General features: G+C 70.9%; 16 protein-coding genes. 6 read left to right on the forward strand and 10 right to left on the reverse strand.

The window, feature by feature from the left end; all coding sequences use genetic code 11:
* Position 1 precedes the first annotated feature (1 nt).
* Positions 2 to 3,334, forward strand: coding sequence for a S8 family serine peptidase (locus tag Psi02_RS40595; RefSeq protein WP_275415114.1), 3,333 nt, complete (start codon positions 2 to 4; stop codon positions 3,332 to 3,334).
* Between the two features lie 48 nt (positions 3,335 to 3,382).
* Here the strand turns inward: Psi02_RS40595 and Psi02_RS00320 are convergent, their stop codons facing one another.
* The gene (locus Psi02_RS00320; protein WP_203970608.1) at positions 3,383 to 3,811 is read right to left on the reverse strand and encodes a CBS domain-containing protein; all 429 of its coding nucleotides are present in this window, start codon (positions 3,809 to 3,811) and stop codon (positions 3,383 to 3,385) included.
* Between the two features lie 252 nt (positions 3,812 to 4,063).
* Between Psi02_RS00320 and Psi02_RS00325 the strand changes: the two genes are divergently transcribed.
* Positions 4,064 to 4,711: a 4'-phosphopantetheinyl transferase family protein gene (locus Psi02_RS00325; RefSeq protein ID WP_203970609.1), complete on the forward strand. Its 648-nt coding sequence runs from the start codon at positions 4,064 to 4,066 to the stop codon at positions 4,709 to 4,711.
* On the opposite strand, the gene Psi02_RS00330 is transcribed toward Psi02_RS00325, so the two are convergent.
* The gene (locus tag Psi02_RS00330) at positions 4,691 to 5,656 is read right to left on the reverse strand and encodes a cation diffusion facilitator family transporter (protein WP_239094479.1); all 966 of its coding nucleotides are present in this window, start codon (positions 5,654 to 5,656) and stop codon (positions 4,691 to 4,693) included. The genes Psi02_RS00325 and Psi02_RS00330 overlap by 21 nt on opposite strands.
* Positions 5,657 to 5,690: 34 nt before the next feature.
* Between Psi02_RS00330 and Psi02_RS00335 the strand changes: the two genes are divergently transcribed.
* The 3 genes from Psi02_RS00335 (at position 5,691) to Psi02_RS00345 (ending at position 8,440) form a co-directional block, all read left to right on the forward strand.
* On the forward strand, positions 5,691 to 6,158 hold the full coding sequence (locus tag Psi02_RS00335) for a MarR family winged helix-turn-helix transcriptional regulator (RefSeq protein WP_203950712.1): 468 nt from the start codon (positions 5,691 to 5,693) through the stop codon (positions 6,156 to 6,158).
* Between the two features lie 133 nt (positions 6,159 to 6,291).
* The gene (locus Psi02_RS00340) at positions 6,292 to 6,942 is read left to right on the forward strand and encodes an LppX_LprAFG lipoprotein (RefSeq protein ID WP_203970610.1); all 651 of its coding nucleotides are present in this window, start codon (positions 6,292 to 6,294) and stop codon (positions 6,940 to 6,942) included.
* 7 nt (positions 6,943 to 6,949) lie between these two features.
* The gene (locus Psi02_RS00345) at positions 6,950 to 8,440 is read left to right on the forward strand and encodes an MFS transporter (protein WP_203970611.1); all 1,491 of its coding nucleotides are present in this window, start codon (positions 6,950 to 6,952) and stop codon (positions 8,438 to 8,440) included.
* Between the two features lie 30 nt (positions 8,441 to 8,470).
* Here Psi02_RS00345 and Psi02_RS00350 read toward each other — a convergent pair whose 3' ends face one another.
* The 5 genes from Psi02_RS00350 to Psi02_RS00370 all read right to left on the reverse strand — a co-directional run bounded on the left by Psi02_RS00350 (position 8,471) and on the right by Psi02_RS00370 (position 13,356).
* Positions 8,471 to 9,118 (reverse strand): response regulator transcription factor, encoded by a 648-nt coding sequence (locus Psi02_RS00350; protein ID WP_203970612.1) that lies wholly within the window; start codon positions 9,116 to 9,118, stop codon positions 8,471 to 8,473.
* Complete coding sequence (locus Psi02_RS00355; protein ID WP_203970613.1) at positions 9,109 to 10,356, reverse strand: sensor histidine kinase; 1,248 nt, start codon at positions 10,354 to 10,356, stop codon at positions 9,109 to 9,111. The genes Psi02_RS00350 and Psi02_RS00355 overlap by 10 nt, the downstream gene beginning before the upstream one ends.
* Positions 10,357 to 10,427: 71 nt before the next feature.
* On the reverse strand, positions 10,428 to 11,900 hold the full coding sequence (der, locus tag Psi02_RS00360) for a ribosome biogenesis GTPase Der (RefSeq protein WP_203970614.1): 1,473 nt from the start codon (positions 11,898 to 11,900) through the stop codon (positions 10,428 to 10,430).
* Positions 11,901 to 11,927: 27 nt separating this feature from the next.
* Positions 11,928 to 12,575, reverse strand: a complete 648-nt coding sequence (gene cmk / locus Psi02_RS00365; RefSeq protein ID WP_203970625.1) for a (d)CMP kinase — start codon at positions 12,573 to 12,575, stop codon at positions 11,928 to 11,930.
* Positions 12,576 to 12,726: 151 nt separating this feature from the next.
* Complete coding sequence (locus Psi02_RS00370) at positions 12,727 to 13,356, reverse strand: MerR family transcriptional regulator (RefSeq protein ID WP_203970615.1); 630 nt, start codon at positions 13,354 to 13,356, stop codon at positions 12,727 to 12,729.
* 148 nt (positions 13,357 to 13,504) lie between these two features.
* Here Psi02_RS00370 and Psi02_RS00375 point away from each other — a divergent pair, with 148 nt between their 5' ends.
* Complete coding sequence (locus tag Psi02_RS00375; protein WP_203970616.1) at positions 13,505 to 15,661, forward strand: MMPL family transporter; 2,157 nt, start codon at positions 13,505 to 13,507, stop codon at positions 15,659 to 15,661.
* Positions 15,662 to 15,758: 97 nt separating this feature from the next.
* Here the strand turns inward: Psi02_RS00375 and Psi02_RS00380 are convergent, their stop codons facing one another.
* The 3 genes from Psi02_RS00380 to Psi02_RS00390 form a co-directional block, all read right to left on the reverse strand.
* Entirely contained in the window at positions 15,759 to 16,853 is a 1,095-nt protein-coding gene (locus Psi02_RS00380; protein WP_203970617.1) for a prephenate dehydrogenase, read from the reverse strand.
* Between the two features lie 51 nt (positions 16,854 to 16,904).
* Complete coding sequence (aroH, locus tag Psi02_RS00385) at positions 16,905 to 17,264, reverse strand: chorismate mutase (protein ID WP_203950722.1); 360 nt, start codon at positions 17,262 to 17,264, stop codon at positions 16,905 to 16,907.
* A gap of 112 nt (positions 17,265 to 17,376) precedes the next feature.
* The coding region (locus Psi02_RS00390) for a pseudouridine synthase (RefSeq protein WP_203970618.1) at positions 17,377 to 18,673 on the reverse strand (1,297 nt) is incomplete at its 5' end.

Raw genomic sequence — 18,673 nt, forward strand, 5'->3', positions numbered from 1 at the left:
CGTGTCAAGGAAGCCCCCGCCTACCTTCTTACGCGCCGGCGCGGTCGTCGCCGGACTCGGACTCATCACGGCGATGATCCCCACAGGGTCGGCCGTCGCCGACCCGAGCCCCTCGCCAACACGGGCCTGGAGCGTTACACCGGTCGCCGTCGCCGACCAGGTCCAGGGAGCGACGTCACCCAGCGGCCGGCTGGCGGAAAGCGACCAGGCGCTGCTCAAGTCCACCTCACCGGCTCCGGCCAGCGTCGTGGTCAAGCTCGACTACGACGCCGTCGCGGCCTACAAGGGCGGCCTGCCCGGCCTGCCCGCCACCAGCCCATCGGTAACCGGCAGGTCGCTCGATCTCAAGAGCGCCGACGCCGCCAAGTACCAAAAGCACATCGAGGGCGTCGAGAACACCTTCCTCAGCGAGCTGAGCAGGAAGATCCCCGGCGCGAAGGTGGGCCAGAGGCTCCGCACGGTCTACGGCGGCGTGGCCCTCACGCTCCCGGCCGACAAGGCGGCCGGCCTCCTCAAGCTCCCCGGCGTCGCGGCCGTCCAGGAGGACAAGCTCGAACACCCGCTGACCGACTCCAGCGCCGAGTTCATCGGCGCGAACACGATCTACAACCAGCTCGGCGGCACGAAGTCCTCCGGCAAGGGCGTCATCGTCGGCATCCTCGACTCGGGCGCCTGGCCCGAGCACCCCTCGTTCGCCGACCCGGGAACGCTCCCGGCCCCACCGGCGAAGGCCGACGGCACGCCGCGAACGTGCAATTTCGGCGACAACCCGCTCACCCCGGCCACCGACGTCTTCGTCTGCAACCACAAACTGATCTCCGGTCAGGCGTTCCTCGAGACGTACAAGGCGAACGCGGAGACTCCCGAGGTCTACCCGGACAACGCGCGTGACTCCAACGGGCACGGCACGCACACCGCGAGCACGTCGGCGGGCGGCCCGGTCGACCACGCCGACCCGCTCGGCATCGACCGCGGCGCGATCCACGGCATCGCCCCGGCGGCGCACGTGGCCGTCTACAAGATCTGCGGCGCCGAGGGCTGCTACCAGACCGACTCCGCCGCCGCGGTGGCGCAGGCCGTCGCCGACGGTGTACGGGTGATCAACTTCTCCATCTCCGGCGGAGCCGATCCCTACAGCGATCCGGTCGAACTGGCCTTCCTCGACGCGTACGCGGCGGGCGTGTTCGTCTCGGCCTCGGCGGGCAACTCCGGCCCCGGCGCGGGCACGACCGACCACCGCAGCCCCTGGGTGACCACCGTGGCCGCCTCGACGCAGTCGAGGACGTTCCAGTCGACGATCACCCTCACCGGCGGTCCCACGATCAAGGGCGCCTCGATCACCTCGGGCGTCGCGGCCCCGCTCCCCGTGGTGCCGGCGTCGGCCCCGCCGTACAGCGACGCGCAGTGCATCAGCACACCACCTCCCGGGCTGTTCATCGGCAAGATCGTCGCCTGCGAGCGCGGGACCAACCGGGTGCTGAAGGGCTTCCAGGTCAAGCAGGGCGGCGCGGCCGGAATGATCCTTTACAACACGACGCCGCTCGACATCATGACCGACAACCACTGGCTGCCGACCGTCCACATCGACAAGCCGGAGACCGACGTCCTGCTGTCGTGGCTGGCCTCCCACCCGAACGCGACGGCGTCGTTCACCCAGGGCCAGAAGGCCACCTGGCAGGGAGACACGATGACCACGTTCTCCTCCCGGGGACCCGGCTCCGACTTCCTCAAGCCTGACGTGACCGCGCCCGGGCTCCACATCCTCGCCGGCCAGACCCCGACTCCCGAGTCCGCGCTGGAAGGCCCCCCGGGCAACCTGTACCAGGTCATCGCGGGCACGTCCATGTCGTCGCCGCACGTCGCGGGCGCCAGCGCGCTGATGTTCGCCCTGCACCCGAAGTGGACTCCCGGTCAGGTCAAGTCCGCTCTGGAGACCACCGCCACCACCAAGGTCACCAAGCAGGACCGCACCACGCCCGCCGACCCCTTCGACTACGGCGGCGGCCGCATCGACCTGTCGAAGGCCGGGGACGCGGCCCTGACGCTCGACGAGAGCGCGGCGGACTACCGCGCCTCGGCGAACGACCCGCTGAACCGGATCGACCTCAACCTGCCGTCGGTGAACGCCCCGGTCATGCCGGGCGTCATCAGCGCCAAGCGCACGCTCGTCAACACCACGAACAAGACGTTGATCTACACCGCGACGGGCACCACGGTCAGCGGGGCGAACATCACCGTGCTGCCGCCACTGTTCACCGTCAAGCCGGGCAAGAGCGTCGGCATCACCGTCGTCATCACCGCGCCGGACCTGCCCACCGGGCAGTACTTCGGCCAGGTGAACCTCAAGCAGGTCGGCGGCAACCGGGCACAGCACCTGCCGGTGGCGTTCTTCCGTCAGGAGGGCACGGTGCCGATCGACCAGACCTGCACGCCGGCGACCATCGCGAAGAACTCGGGGACGTCGACCTGCACCGTCACGGCGCAGAACAACACCTTCGACGACACCGAGGTCACCGCGCTGACCACCCTGGACGGCAGGCTGCGTCTCACCGGGGCCACCGGCGCGACCAAGGTCGGCAGCCAGATCGTGACCGCCAAGGCCACGCTCACGGGCAGGCAGCCGGCCAGGCCGGTCATCGCCCCAGGTGAGAATCCGGCCGGAGGCTGGCTCTCCCTGGCGGGCTTCGGCATCGCGCCGATCCCCGTCGGCAACGAGTCGGCGGTGAACCTCAACGTTCCGCCGTTCGTCTTCGCCGGGCAGACCTACACCAGAATCGGCGTCGTCTCCAACGGCTACGCGGTCGCGGGCGGCATCACCGACCCGGCACAGATCCAGGCCACACCGCAGACGCTTCCCGACGCCACCCCGCCGAACAGCGTGCTCGCGCCGTACTGGACCAACCTGGACGGCACCGGCACGCCGGGCGTCTACGCCGGCTTCCTCACCGACCAGGTGAACCGCTGGCTGGTGCTCGAGTGGCACGTCAATCTCGCCGGTACGGCGGACACGAAGGTCTTCCAGGAATGGATCGGCCTGAACGGCGCCGAGGACATCACCTACGCGTACAACCCCGCGGCCCTGCCGGGTGACCCCGGTGCGGCGGGCCTGACCGTCGGTGCGGAGAACGCCGACGGCACAGGGGGCAGCCAGATCAGCGGGCCGCCCACGCAGGACTACCGGATCACCAGTACGCCGGGGGCTCCTGGAGAGACGTTCACCTACTCCTTCACTCTGAAGGGCGTCTCCTCGGGCACCGGTTCGGTCACGACGGCCACCTCCACCCCCCAGGTGAAGGGCATCACGGTCGAAGTGGACAAGATCACGGTCAAGTGAGACGAGGGGCCCGGCGGTCTGACCGCCGGGCCCCTCCTCCTGCCCGTCTCATCTGTGGATGTAGCCGACGAGGGCGTCCTTCTCGGTCTCCAGCTCCTCGATGGTGTTCTTCACGACGTCACCGATGCTCACGATGCCCGCGAGCCGGCCGTTCCGGACGACCGGTACGTGACGTATGCGATGGTTGGTCATGGTGCGGCGAAGCTCGTCCACGTTCGCGTCCGGAGCACAGGTACGGACGTCGGACGTCATGATCGACGACACCGGATGGCCGAGGATGTCGGCGCCCTGCTCGTGCAGCCGTCGCACGATGTCCCGCTCGGAGACGATTCCCGCGATGGTCGTCCCGTCGTCCGAAACCACCACCGCACCGATGTTGAGCTCGGCGAGCGTCGCCAGCAGCTCGGTCACCGTGGCCTGTGGGCGAACCGTCGCCACGCTGGTCCCTTTACCCTGCAAGATCGAACCGATGAGCAACCGACACCGCCTTCCCGGGGCCCCGAGGGAAGATCCCCGACTCCCGCCCCGACCGGCCGGTGGGAGCGGATCAGCCTGTTTTCCCAGGCAACAGTGGCTGAGGTGGCCCGTCAAGTCTCCTGACTCACTACATGTTAAGTATCACCTTTCGCTTGAATATGTACGGGACCGATACCATCCGGCCGGATATCGGAGTCACCACCTCCGCCACCAGTTCACTTGATCGTCATACGGCTCCCCTAAGGTGAGCGCGTGCGCCCCCCACTGGCCGTGGCCGGCTACACCGACGAGGTGCTCGAGGTCGTCGGCGGCACGCTGACCGAGGCTGAGCGCACCCGCGCGGACCGGTTCACCCGCAAGCAGGACCGTCTGGACTTCATCGCCGCCCACCTGCTCGTACGGCACTGCGCGGCGGAGATCCTCGGGACGCGGGCCTGCATGCTCACCGTGGTGCAGCGGTGCGAGCGGTGCGACCAGGCCCATGGCCGCCCCCGGCTCGCCGAGGCCCCCGAGCTCTCGGTCACCCTGGCCCACACGTCGGGGTACGTCTGCGCGGCCGCGGGCTATGGCCGGGTGGGCGTCGACGCCGAGCACGCGACGTCCGGCCCTGCGGACCAGAGCCTCGCGGCTCTCGCGCTGACCCCGGCCGAGGCCGCCCTGGTGGGCCGGGACAACGCCAGGCTCATCCGGCAGTGGGTGAGGAAGGAAGCCCTGGTCAAGCGGGGCGAGCTGACCCTCGACCGGCTGCGCGAGGTCGACCTGTCCGCGCTCCCCTTCGACGGCGGGCCGTCCGGCGACCTCGAATGGGAGGGACGCCACTTCCTCGAGTGGAGGGCCGGCACCGTGATCGCCACCGCCATCACCGACGAACCGGGGAAGCTACGCCTCCTGGGCGGCTGATCGGCCGGGGGTCGGGTCGAGGAAGACCTGCTTGATCTCGGGGAAGCGGTCGGTGAGGCACTGTTCCACCCGGTCGGAGGCCAGTTCCAGCCGCTCCCCCGTCGTCTCGTCGAGGAAGTCGATCTTCGCGGCGACCATGACCTGGTTGGGGCCCATCACGACGGTGACGAGGTCGACGACGCCTTCCACCTCGGGCTGGGCCACGAGCACGGTGCGGATCTCGTCTTCCAGCGCGCTCGAGGCGGCCTGGCCGATGAGCAGGGAGGCGTTGGTTTTGATCAGGGTGAGCGCGACGCCGAGCAGGAGCAGGCCGATGGCGATCGACGCCACGCCGTCCCAGGTCGCCGACCCGGTCACCTGGGACAACACCAGGCCGAGACCGGCCAGCAGGAGACCTGCCAGGGCCGCGATGTCCTCCAGGATGACCGCCTTGAGCATGGTGTCGGCGGTCCGGGAGAGCAGCCGCCTCGATGTCACCTGCTGCCGGCCGGCCTCCTTCCTGAGCTGCGACCACCCCCGCCACAGGGAGACCGACTCGATCACGAAGGACACGGCGAGCACGATGTAGGAGACGGCGACGTCGCCCAGTTCCTCGCCGTGGCTGATCGTGTGCCAGCCGTGCGTGAGCGAGAAGCCCGCGCCGACCACCATGGTGAAGCAGGCCGCGATGATCGCCCACAGGTAGCTGGCCCGGCCGTGCCCCAGCGGATGCCGCCGGTCGGCGGGGCGCTCCCCGTGCCGGATGGCGGTGAACAGCAGCACCTCGGTCACGGTGTCGGCCGCCGAATGTGCCGCCTCCGACAACATCGACGCCGAGGAGCTGATGAGGCCGGCCACCAGTTTCGCCAGCGCGATCGCGAGATTCGCCGCGCCGGCGATCAGGACCGTGCCGAGGCTCTCGCTGCTCTCGTTGGTCTCGCCCGCGCCCATCGTCACTCCGTCCACCCTGCTCAATCAGTGCGATCTTATGCTGTAAGCCATGGAAGACCCCGGCTGGCTCAGCCCGCGAGAGCAGGGCGCCTGGCGCGCCCACCTCGCCGCGCACCGTCTGCTGTCCCACCAGCTCGACCGTGAGCTGCAGGCGTTCGGCCTGTCGCTCAACGACTACGAGATCCTCGTGAACCTCTCGGAGAGTCCCGAGCATCGTATGCGCATGAGCGAGTTGGCCGACGCGACCATCCAATCCCGCAGCAGGCTCTCCCACCAGATCTCCCGCATGGAGGCCGCGGGACTGGTGACGAGAGAGGACTGCGAGGACGACCGCCGCGGCACCTACGCCGTGCTGACGGACCTCGGCTGGGACACCACCCAGCGGGTGGCCCCCGAGCACGTGGCCAGCGTCCGCGAGCACTTCATCGACCTGCTCACCCCCGAACAGGTGGCGACGGTCGAGGAGATCTACACCCACGTCGTCGATCACATCCACTCGATCCGCTCGGCCAAGTAGACCCAGGTGAGCGCCGGTCACCCGGAGACGGGGCGAGCGGCCCTCCCCCGGGCGCGACGCCCGGCTCCGGGAAGTGCCGAACCGATATGTCGCAATCGCCCGCCGCTGACGTGACGATCGCTACGATCCGCGTGTGAGAAGAATCGTCTGGCTGGCCGTGGCCGCCGCCTTCCTCCTCGTGACGTCCTGCGGATCGACCAGCGAGGCCGCCGTCCCGAACGGGCCCGATCTGCTCAAGAAGTCCGCCGCGGCGATGAAGACGGTCAAGACGGTCGCCTTCATCATCGACACCAAGGACCGCCCGGCCGTGCCGGTCAAGCACGCGGAGGGCAGTCTCACGAGCGAGGGCGACGCCAAGGGTTCGCTCCAGATCGACTTCGGCGGCCTGCAGGAACTCGAGTTCGTCGTGTCCGGGAGCACGGTGCACTTCAAGGGCCCGACCGGCGGCTACCAGACGATGACCCGCGAGCAGCTGACGGCGATCTACGACCCCTCGGCCGTGCTCACCGAGGTCCCCCAACTGCTGTCGGCGGCGCAGGACGCCCGGTCGGAGGCGGCGGAGAAGGTCGGCGGCTCCGACGCCTACCGGGTGGCGGTGACGCTCCCCCAGGAGGCGCTGGTCAAGCTCGTCCCGGGCGTCCAGCAAGGCGTCAACGGGAAGGTGTGGATCGACAAGGCCTCCAGCAGGCTGCTGAAGATCGATCTGCCGATGACGGGTGGCAGCGTGACCGTGAGCCTCGACGACTACGACGCTCCCGTGACCATCACACCTCCCGCCTCGTGAGCGCCTCATGACCGCTGTGGAGAACCGCCGCCTCGTGCTGGGTGTGGGCGGCGCCGCGGTGCTGCTCGCGGCGCTCGACGCGTACGTGGTGGTGACCGTCCTCACCGACATCGCCGCGGATGCCGGTGTGCCGCTGAACCACCTGGAGCGGGCGACGCCGATCGTGACCGGGTTCCTGCTCGGCTACATCGCGGCGATGCCGCTGCTCGGCCAGCTGTCCGACCGGTACGGCAGGCGCGTGCTGATCCACGCCTGCCTGGCCGGATTCGCCGCCGGGTCGGTGATCACCGCGCTGTCCACGGGCGTGCCCGCCCTCGTGGCCGGCCGTACGCTGCAGGGCGTCGCGGGCGGCGCGCTGCTTCCGATCACCATGGCCCTCATCGGAGACCTGTGGGACGAGCGCGGACGACCGGTGGCCCTGGGCGCCGTCGGCGCCGCGCAGGAGCTCGGCAGCGTCCTCGGTCCCCTGTACGGCGCAGGCGTGGCGGCGCTCGCGGGCTGGCGCGGAATCTTCTGGATCAACGTTCCCCTCGCCCTGCTCGCCGCGGTCGCGGTGCACCGGGCGGTGCCCGCGGGGCCACGCGGCACGGACAGGACGGACAGGATCGCCGTGCGGGTCGACGTGGTGGGCGCCGTCCTGCTCGCGCTCGCCCTCGGGCTGCTCGTGGCGGGGCTCTACAACCCGTCGCCGGACGCGTCCGTGCTGCCGCCCTGGGGCCTGCCGTGTATCGCGGCCGGAGTCGTCGCGGCGGCGGTGTTCGTGGCCTGGGAGATCCGCTCGCCGGTCCGCCTGCTGGACCTCACGGGGATCCCCCGGCGTCCGTTGCTCGCGACGCTGGGGGTGAGCTTCCTCGCCGGGGCGGCGCTGCTGGTCACGCTGGTCGACGTGCAACTGGTCGCGCAGACGCTCATGGACAAGGACACCGTGTCGGGCGCGCTCGTCCTCACCCGCTTCCTGGCCGCGCTGGCGGTCGCCGCGTTCCTCGGCGGCATGCTGACCCGCCGGTTCGGTGAGCGCGTGGTGGCGACGGCGGGGATGGCGGTCGCCACCGCCGGCTACGTGCTCATCTCCCGCTGGCCAGCCGACCTCGCCACCGCCGGCCTGCAGGTCGACCTCGACCTCGTCATCGCCGGCCTCGGCCTGGGCGCCGTCATCGCGCCCGTCTCGTCGGCCGCGTTGCGGGTCGTGCCGGCCGTACAGCACGGCGTGGTGTCGGCGGCGGTCGTGGTGGCGCGGATGATGGGGATGCTGCTCGGAGTGGCGGCGCTGACGGCATGGGGCTTCCACCGGTTCCAGTCGCTCACCGCCGACCTCGACACCCCGCTTCCGATGGGGGTGGACGCCGCCGAATTCACCAGGAGGCTGGCCGACTACACCGCCAAGGTCAAGGCCGCCCTGCACGTCGAATACTCGGAGATCTTCCTGCTGACCGCGGTGTTGTGCGCCATCGGCGTGCTGACGGCGCTCGCCCTGCCACGGAGCACGCCTCAGGTCTGAGGACGGCTCAGGTTCAGGTCTGAGGGCGGCTCAGGAGCGCAGGTAGGCGAGCACGGCCAGGACGCGCCGGTGCTGGTCTCCGTCCTCCGCGTGCAGCCCGAGCTTGGTGAAGATGCCGCGGATGTGCTTTTCCACCGCGCCGTCGGTGACGACGAGGCGGCGGCCGATGGCGGGGTTCGACCGGCCCTCCGCCATGAGCTCGAGGACCTCACGCTCGCGCGGGGTCAGCGACGCGAGCGGGTCGCCCCGGCGGCGCCGGACCATGAGCTGCGCGACGACCTGGGGGTCGAAGACCGTCCCCCCGCCCGCGACCCTGCGCAGGCCCTCCAGGAACTCCTCCACGTCCACGACGCGGTCCTTCAGCAGGTAACCGACCGCGCCCCGGGCATCGGCGAGCAGATCGTCCGCGTAGGAGACCTCGACGTATTGGGAAAGGATCAGCACGGGAGCCCCGGGAACCCTTCTCCGGGCCTCCACGGCCGCCCTGAGCCCCTCGTCGGTGAACGTCGGCGGCATCCGCACGTCGACCACCGACACGTCGGGGCGGTGCTCGGCAACGGCCTCGACGAGGTCGTCGCCCGTGCCCACCGCCGCCACCACCTCGCAGCCGAACTCCTCGAGCAGACGTACCAGGCCCTCCCTGATCAGGACGGCGTCATCTGCGACGACTACCCGCACGGAACCTCCGCGGTGATCGAAGTGGGCCCGCCCGCCGGGGACCGTACCGCCAGCTCGCCGTCGACGCCGCGCAGCCGCTCGGCGAGGCCGGACAGTCCGTGTCCCTTGGCGACGTGCGCGCCGCCGACCCCGTCATCGCCGATGGTGAGCATCAGGCTGTCGCCGATTCTCACCAGAGTGATCGTGCACAGCTCCGCACGGCTGTGCTTGGCGACGTTGGTGAGCGCCTCGGCCGTCACGAAGTAGACGGTGTTCTCGATCAGCGCGGGGAACCGTTCCTCCGTCTGGACGTCGAGCTCCACGGGGACCGTGCAGCGGCTCGCCAGGGCGGCCAGCGCGGGCGCCAGACCGCGGTCGGCCAGGATGGGCGGCGCGATGCCGCGCGAGAGCGCACGCAGCTCGTCCAGCGTCTCCCTGGTCGCGGTGATCGCCTTGCCGATGGTCGACTGGGCCGCGGACGCGTCCTTCTCCAGCTCGCGCTGCGCCCGGGACAGCTCCATGGCCAGGTGGACGAGGCGTTGCTGCGGCCCGTCGTGGATGTCGCGCTCCAGCCTGCGCAGGGCGTTCGCCTCGGCGTAGGCGGCGGCGTTGCGCCCCTCGGTCAGGTCCTCGATGCGCTCCTGCAGCTGGGCGACCCCGGTCAGCAGCGCCTTGCCGAGTGACGCCTGGAGCAGTGCGCAGCCGCGGATGACCGGGTACAGCGTGAGCGCCGCGACGACGCCGAAGAACACGTTCAACAGGCTCTCCGGGACGTACCCGTGGCCGAGCCCGATCAGCTCGGAAAGCCCCTGGTTGTCCGGGATGTTCGCGAACACCCACCCATAGAGCGGATAGGTCAGTCCGGCGATCGCCATCGACCACCATGCGACCGTCACGCAGAAGGTCACGATGGCGACGGGGAACCCCACCAGGGCGTGCAGGATGTCGAGCCACGGCTGTGTGCCGGCGAGCGGGGTCAGCGTCTTGCGGAACCAGCCCGCACCGGGCGGCGACTGGGGGTAACGGGGCCTGGGCACCTCCGTGCCCAGGACACCGCGCATCCTCACCCGCTCGATCTCCCCCATCCCCCGCGCCACGAGAGCGGTCAGCACGAGGATGGGCACACCGATCCAGACGATCAGCATGCCGGCACCCGCGGACAGACCTGTCACGATCAGGCAGAACGCGATGATCGCGAGGGGGAAGCCGACGAGGAGGTACACCGAGTCTCCGGCTAGCCGGGAGAGAAGTCTTCGCATGTTTCCCACGCTAGGCAGCCGGCGATCTCCGATCGATCCCGTGTCCGGGAGTGTTCCTGGTAGGGCATACCCTACTTCTTCTTGCGCTTCTCCCTGATCTTCATCGTGACCTCGATCGGCGAGCCGGCGAAGCCGAACTCCTCGCGGAGCTTGCGCTCGAGGAACCGGCGGTAGGTCTCCTCGAGGAAGCCCGAGGTGAACAACACGAACTTCGGCGGCTCGGTCGACGCCTGCGTGGCGAACAGGATCTTGGGCTGCTTGCCCGAGCGCACCGGCGGCGGCGTGGCCCGCAGCAGGTCGGTGAAGAACTGGTTGAGCCGGCCGGTCGGGACGCGCGTCCCCCACGAATCCAGGGCCCGCTCGATGGCCGGCACGAGCTTCTCGACGTTGCGGCCGGTCTTGGCGGAGATGTTGACCCGCAGCGCCCAGGGCGTCCGGACGAGCTGGCGGTCGATCTCCTTCTCCAGGTAGTACCGCCGGTCCTCGTCGACGAGGTCCCACTTGTTGAAGGCGACGACCATCGCCCGGCCCGACTCGATGATCAGGCCGATGATGCGCAGGTCCTGTTCGGTCAGCACCTCGGAGGCGTCGATCAGGACGACCGCGACCTCCGACCGCTCCAGGGCGGCCCGCGTGCGCATGGCCGCGTAGAAGTCGGCGCCCTTCAGCTCCCTGTCCCGGCGGCGGATGCCCGCGGTGTCGATGAAGCGGTAGGTCCTGCCGCCCAGCTCGACCAGCTCGTCGACCGGGTCGCGCGTGGTGCCCGCCACCGGGTCGACCAGCACGCGCTCCTCGCCCGCCACCCGGTTCAGCAGGGACGACTTGCCGACGTTGGGCTTGCCCAGCAGCGCGATCCTGCGCGGCCCTCTTTGCTCGCCGAAGGTCTGCGGCGGGGTCGCGGGCAGCGCGTCGAGCACCACGTCGAGGAGGTCGCCGCTGGACCTTCCGTGGAGGGCGGAGACCGGCTGCGGCTCTCCCAGGCCCAGCGACCACAGTCCGGTCGCCTCCAGCTCCATCAGCTGGTTGTCGACCTTGTTGGCCGCGAGCACCACGGGCTTGCCCGAACGGCGGAGCACGGCTCCCACGGCCTCGTCCGAGTCGGTCACGCCCACGCTGGCGTCCACCACGAACAGCACGACGTCGGCCAGCTCGGCGGCGATCTGGGCCTGCTCCGCGATGCGCAGCGCCATGCCGGTGGCGTCCGGGTCCCACCCGCCGGTGTCCACCAGCGTGAAGCGGCGGCCCCGCCACGTCGCCTCGTAGGTCACCCGGTCTCGGGTCACACCCGGAACGTCCTCGACGACCGCCTCTCGACGGCCGATGATGCGGTTGACCAGCGTGGACTTGCCCACGTTGGGCCTGCCGACCACTGCGACAACCGGAAGCGGGCCCGCGTCGGGTCCCGCCTCCTCGCCGGTCTCACCGTCGGAGAACTCGGTCTCACCATCGGTGAACTCGAACTCGTCGAACTCGTCGAACTCCCCGGCCTCGGCCTCGACCCAGCCGCTCTCGTCCCGGTACTCCCCCGTCACGTCCCTGCCCATCGCTTCCTCTCCCGATCCCGGAGAGGATCAGGCTCTCTCCTTGACGAACCGCAGGACCTCGGCGATCACGTCGTCCAAGGTCAACGGTGTGGTGTCCAGCTCAATCGCGTCCGCCGCCGACGCCAGCGGGTCCGCCTTCCTGGTCGAGTCCAGCGTGTCCCGCCGCGCCATCTCGGCCTTCTGCGTCTCGACCGTGGTCCCGGTCAGCTCCGCCGTACGGCGGCGCGCGCGGGCGTCGGCGCTCGCGGTCAGGTAGACCTTGACGGGCGCGTCCGGGGCCACGACGGTGCCGATGTCGCGCCCCTCGACCACGATGCCCCCGCCGGGCAGGGACTCGGCGATGATCTCCTGCTGAAGGGCGACCAACCGGCGGCGGACCTCGGGAACCGCGCTCACCGCGGAGACGGCACCGGTGACCTCGGGGCCGCGGATCGGGCCGTTCACGTCGACGCCGTCGACGGACACACCCGGCGCGTCCGGGTCGGTGCTCATGATCAGGGACGGCTCGCCCGAGCGCGCGGCGATCGCCTGCGGATCGGCGAGATCGACCTTCTGCTGGAGCATCCACCAGGTGACCGCGCGGTACATCGCACCCGTGTCCAGGTAGCGCAGGCCCAGCGCGCGCGCGACACCGCGTGAGGCGCTCGACTTGCCGGACCCCGAAGGGCCATCCATGGCGACGACCAGACCCGACACGGTCTCTCCTTTGCTTTACGCCCCTTCGAGCTGTCGACCCTGAGGCTACCGGGATTCGGTGTGTAACCACGCATCGGAGCGTTACCGGCACCCGGCGGGAGCCCCGGGCGACGGGGCACGCACCGGCCGTTCAGGAGCCCTCGAGCAGCCGGGTGGACTTGTCCTCCTGAGCGAGCCTGCGCAGGGAGGCGAGCACGGTGTCCCCCACCGCCGTCCACACCACGACGGCCTCCGCGACACTGTCGAGATCCCCCCGGCGCGCGACCGTCTCGATCTCGTCGGCCGCGAGCCGCTCAGCGGTCTCCGCGTAGGAGTCCAGCAGTTCGAAGTAGTCGTCCTGGTCCAGCCGCCGCAACGTGGCGAGCGCGTCGGCCAGCGTCCTGCGGGCCGGATTGGCCGGCTTGACCCGCCAGCCCCTCTTGGCGATCAGCTCGTCCACCTCGGCCACGGCCTCGTCCCACGCCTCGTCCTCCATGTACTCCCTCGCGGGGGTCATGGCGTACTGCGCCTTGCCGATGGTGTCGAGCTCGGAGAGCCCCGCCGAGAACATCAGCCGGAGCGCCTCGCGCGCGGAGGCGATCGACAGCCCGCCGACCTCGACGAGGGCGCGGGCCAGCTTCAGCCTCTTGACGTGCGCCTCGCCGTACTGGGCCTGGTTGGGGCCCGTGCGCTCACCGGCCGGGACCAGCCCCTCCCGGAGGTAGTACTTGATCGTGGGGATCGGAACGCCGGTGCGCCTGCTCAGCTCAGCGATCCTCATCGTCCCTCTCCCTCAGCGCGTGGTTCCCAGGATAGGACCGGCCGCCACACGGGTGCGGAACTCAACGGCTTGACGCGCAAGGCAGATAGCGTCACTATCCATAAAATGGATAGCATCACTTGCCACTATCTAAATCAAGGAGGCCTCCATGTTCGGCACTCTGGGCAGGTTCGCCGGCAGGCGCCGCCGATGGATCATGGTGGGGACGCTGCTGCTGGTCGCGTTCGCGGCGGTCTGGGGAACCGGCGTCTTCGGCCGCCTCGGCGGCGGCGCCGGCTTCGACGACCCGGGCAGCCCGTCGGCGCACGCGGACAGGCTGCTCGCGGGACCGCTCGGCCGTCATGCCAACGATGTGGTCGTCCTCTATGAGAGCGACCACCTCACGGTGGACGACCCGGCCTTCGCCGGCCCCGTTCAGCGGGCTCTGGAGAGCGTGCCCCGCGGGGACGTCACCCGGCTCGACTCCTACTGGTCGACGGGTTCCGCCTCGTACGTGTCCGAGGACAGGCGCGCGACGTATGCCGCGGTGCAACTGCGGTCGGCGGACGACCAGGAGCGGGTCCTGCAACTGAGGAAGATCCAGGACGGCTTCCGCGCCGACGGCCTCACGGTGCGGTTCGGGGGCGCCACGGCGATGACCGACCAGGTGAACAGGCTGACGCTGCGCGATCTGGCGATCGCGGAGGCCGTCTCGATACCGATCCTGCTGCTCCTGCTGATCGTGATCTTCCGAAGTCTCCTGGCCGCCGCGCTTCCGCTGATCGTCGGCCTCACGGCGGCTCTCGGCTCGCTGGCGCTGCTCCGGTTCGTCACCCTCTTCACCGACATCTCGACCTTCGCCATCCAGGTCATCACGATCCTGGGCCTGGGCCTGGCCATCGACTACGCGCTGCTGGCCGTCACCCGGTTCCGCGAGGAGTTGTCGGCGGGCGCCACGGTGGAGGCGGCGGTCGAACGGACCATGGCGACCGCCGGCCGTACCATCGCGTTCTCCGGCGCCGTGGTGGCCGTGTCCTTCGCGGGACTCATCCTGTTCCCGTCACGGTTCCTGTCATCGATGGGCTACGCGGGCGCGGGCACCGTCGTCGTCGCCGTGCTCGCCTCGCTCACGGTGCTGCCCGCGCTGCTCACCGCCATGGGGTCGCGGCTCAACCCGGCCAGGATCAGGACCGCCGACCCGGCGTCCGGGCGGTGGTACCGCGTCGCCCACGCCGTCATGCGGCGCCCGCTGCGGAACACCGCCGCCATCGTCGTCGTGCTCGGCGCCCTCGGCCTGCCGTTCCTCGGGGTGAACTGGGCACGTCCCGGCGACTGGGTCCTGCCGTCGAGCGCCGACGCGCGGGTCGTCACCCAGGAGATGGCGGGGCGGTTCGCCGCCGACCCGGGCAAGCTGATCACGGCCGTGGTCGAGTCGCCCCGGCCCGCCGGCCCGGCCGCCCTCGACGCCTACGCCGCCCGCCTGGACGGAGTGCCGGGGATCGAGGGGGCGGCCGTGACGGGGACCGCCGGCGGCCAGGCCAGGATCACCCTTGGATACTCGATGGACCCGATGTCCCGCGACGCCCGGCGGATGGTCGCGGACCTCCGCGCGGTCGCCCCGCCCCAGGGGAGCACGACGTCGTTCACCGGCATGCCCGCCTCCCGGGCGGACATCGTCGACATGGTCACCTCGCGGCTGCCGTGGATGGCGCTGTTCGCGACCGCGGTGTCGTTCGTGGTCCTGTTCCTGGCGCTCGGCTCCGTGGTGCTGCCGATCAAGTCGGTGCTGCTCAACCTGCTCTCGCTGGGGGCCGCCTTCGGCGCGATCAAGCTCATCTTCCAGGACGGCCTGCTCGACGGCCTGCTGGGATTCGAAGCGGTCGGCGCGGTGGACGTGAACTTCCCCGTGCTGATCGTCGCGATCGCCTTCGGCCTCGCCGTGGACTACGAGGTGTTCCTGCTGTCACGGGTCAGGGAGGAGTACGACCGCACGGGTGACGTGGCCGAGTCGACGGCGCTCGGGCTGCAGCGGACCGCCCGCGTCATCACGAGCGCGGCCCTGCTGGTGGCCGTGGTGGTGGGCGGGTTCGCCCTGTCCGGCATCGCGTTCATGAAGATGGCCGGGGTCGGCCTGGTGATCGCCGTGGTGGTGGACGCCTTCGTCGTGCGCGCCCTGCTCGTGCCCGCCACCATGCGGCTGCTCGGCCGGTGGGCGTGGTGGGCGCCCGCGCCGCTCGCCCGCTGGTGGCGCCGGCACGGGACGGACGGAGGCGGTCACACGGCCCCGCCCGCCGCCAGGCCCGCCGAGGCCGCGCGCCCGGCATGAGCTCGGGGACGGGCGGGCCGGCCGGCGCGGACGGCCGGGGCAGACGCCCGGCATGAACTCGGGGACGGCCGGCGCCGACGGCCGGCCGACGCGAGGGTCAGACGGGCAGATGCCAGCCGCGCTCGCGCAGGCCGTCCGCCAGCGCGGCCGCCGCCTCCGGCTGGACGTAAAGCTCCGCCGCGCCGAGAGGCAGGCCGGGAGCGTGCTCCAGCCGGATGTCCTCGATGTTGACGCCGGTCTCCCCCGCCGCCTGCACGAGGCGGGCGAGCTCGCCGGGGCGGTCGCCGATGACGACCTGGACGACGGTGTACGTGCGGGCAGGGCCGCCGTGCTTGCCGGGGATCCTGCCCGTCCCCCGGACGCCGCGTTCGAGCAGTTCGGTGACTCCCCCGACGGCCGTGCCCTCACCCGCGAACGCGCGCAACGAGCCGGCCACGGCGGAAAGGTCGGCCACCACGGCCTCCAGGACCTCGGCGACCGGGACGGCGTTGCCCGCCAGGATCCCGGTCCACAACGACGGATCACCCGCCGCGATGCGCGTGACGTCCCGAACGCCCTGCCCGGACAGGCCGAGCGCGGTGTCCGACGCTTCCGACAACCGCGCGGCCACCGCCGCCGCGGTGACGTGCGGCGCGTGGGAGATGACCGCGACGGCCCGGTCGTGCTCCTCCGCGCCGATCCGTACGGCGTTCCCGCCGCACAGCGTGACCAGCTCCTGGACCGTCTCCAGCGCCTCCGCCGTGTTCTCCGCCGACGGGCACAGGGCCCACGGGCGGCCGAGGAACAGGTCGGCCCGCGCGGCCGCGGGCCCCGACCGCTCCCGCCCCGCGAGAGGATGCCCGGCCACGTAGGTCGACAGATCGCAGCCCAGCTGCACGGCCTGGCCCAGCGGAAGGACCTTGACGCTGGCGACGTCGGTGTAGACCCTGGCCGCGTCGTTCTTCTGCAGGTCGAGCAGCTGCTGCGCGACGTATCGCGGGGGCACGGCGATGATGGCCAGGTCCACGGTGCGGTCGGACGGCCACTCCTCCCCCGCGCCGAGTTCGCGGGCGAGCCGTACGGCCGCCGCGTCGCGGTCGGCGAGGAAGACCCGCACTCCCCGCTGGCGGAGCGCGAGGGCGATCGATGTGCCGATCAGCCCGGTTCCGACGACGACAACGCTGCCGATCGTCGCACCCTCGATGGGAGTCATGGTCCTCGTCGTCCTAGCGTGCCTTCTCGTCCGGGCGGACGGCCGCGCCGGTCACTGAGCGATGTCCACCCGCAGGGCGACCGCGCCCCGCAGGTACACGTGCTGGATGTCCTGGCGGGGGCGGTCGGTCTCCACGTGAGCCATCAGGCGCACCACCCGCGGCAGCGCGCCCGGCACGGCGATCTCCGAGGCGCACAGCAGAGGCACATCGTGGAACCCCAGCTTGCGCGCCGCGAGAGCGGGGAACTCCGCGGTCAGGTCAGGCGTCGCCGTGAAGATCACACTGATGACGTCGTCGGTCGTGAGCCTGTTGCGCTCCATCACCGCGGTCACCAGCTCGGTCGTCCCCGCGATGATCGAGTTCCGATCGTCGCCGTCGACCTGGATGGCTCCGCGGACGGCCCGGACCATGTCGTTCCCCTCCCACCAGTCTGGAGAGACGGGCGCGGTCCACCGCGCCCATCACTGTGACCTCCCAGGACATTGTGCCCGACTCGCGAAGTTCGCCGCCGGACGGGCCAGGTTAGAGGCCCACCGCCGAGTAGAGGTCGCCGACCTCCTGGACGGTCAGAGTCCGGATCGTGCCCGGCTTGAGACGGCCCAGCTTGACCGGGCCGAACTCGATGCGGGCCAGGTCGATCACCCGGTGGCCGGACGCCTCGAGCAGCCGCCTGACGATGTGCTTGCGCCCCTCGTGCAGGATGATCTCGACGAGCGCCTGCTGGCCGTGCTCCTGGACGATGTTGAACTCGTCGACCTTGGCCAGGCCGTCCTCGAGCTCGATGCCCTTGCGGAGCACCCGGTGCAGGTCGCGCGGGACGGGACCGGGCACCTTGGCCCAGTACTTCTTCTGCACGCCGTAACTCGGGTGGGTCAGGCGGTGCGCCAGCTCCCCGTCGTTGGTGAAAAGCAGCAGGCCCTCGGTCTCGGTGTCCAGCCGGCCCACGTGGAACAGCCGCGTGGTGAGGTCCTGGACGTAGTCCTGGAGGCACGGACGGCCGTCCGGGTCCTCCATGGTGCTCACGACGCCGATCGGCTTGTTCAGCGCGTAGTAGACGAGCTCGGGCGAGGTCGGAATGCGCTTGCCGTCGACATGGATGACCTGCTTGACCGGGTCGACCCGCGCCCCGAACCTGCGGACCACCTGACCGTCGACCGTGACCCTGCCGTCGCCGATCATCTCCTCGCAGGCCCGGCGGCTGGCGATGCCGGCCTGGGCGAGGACCTTCTGCAGCCGCTCGCCGCCCGGCACCTCTGTGGTGTCGCGCTCGTCGACGTAGTCCCTGTCGTAGAAGTCCGGGTCGCGCAGCGGCTGCCGGGACGTCTTGAACGGGTTGTCGCCGGCCTTCCCCGCCCCGCCGCCGCGGGCTCCTCCTGCCGGGGCGCCACCCCGTGTTCCGTACGGCTTGGCCTCGGGCCTGCCCCCGCCGCGCGGCGCACCGGAGCCTCCACGCAGCTCACGGCGCGAGCTGTCCCTGCCGAAACGGCCTCGGGAGCCACCGCTCCCGGCGCCGCCGGTCCGGCCTGCGCCCTCACGGCGAGCACCGTCACCGCCGATCGTCTGAACCTCGTCCGACCGGTCGTCCTTACGGCCAAACCCGGTGCGGGTGCCACCGCGGTCGGCGCGGAATCCCGGCCGTCCCTGTGCGGAGGGACGGCCGTCGTCACGCCGGTCACCACGCCAGTCACGCTGATCACGCCGGTCGCGTCCGCCGTCCCGGTTGTCCGCGCGGGCGTCGTCGCGACGGGGGGCGTAGCCGCGCTCGTCGCGGCCGCGGTCGGATCCGCGATCAGGCGCGCCAGGACCACGGCCGAAGCCG

This window comes from Planotetraspora silvatica (assembly GCF_016863315.1).
In the GTDB taxonomy this organism is placed as follows: domain Bacteria; phylum Actinomycetota; class Actinomycetes; order Streptosporangiales; family Streptosporangiaceae; genus Planotetraspora; species Planotetraspora silvatica.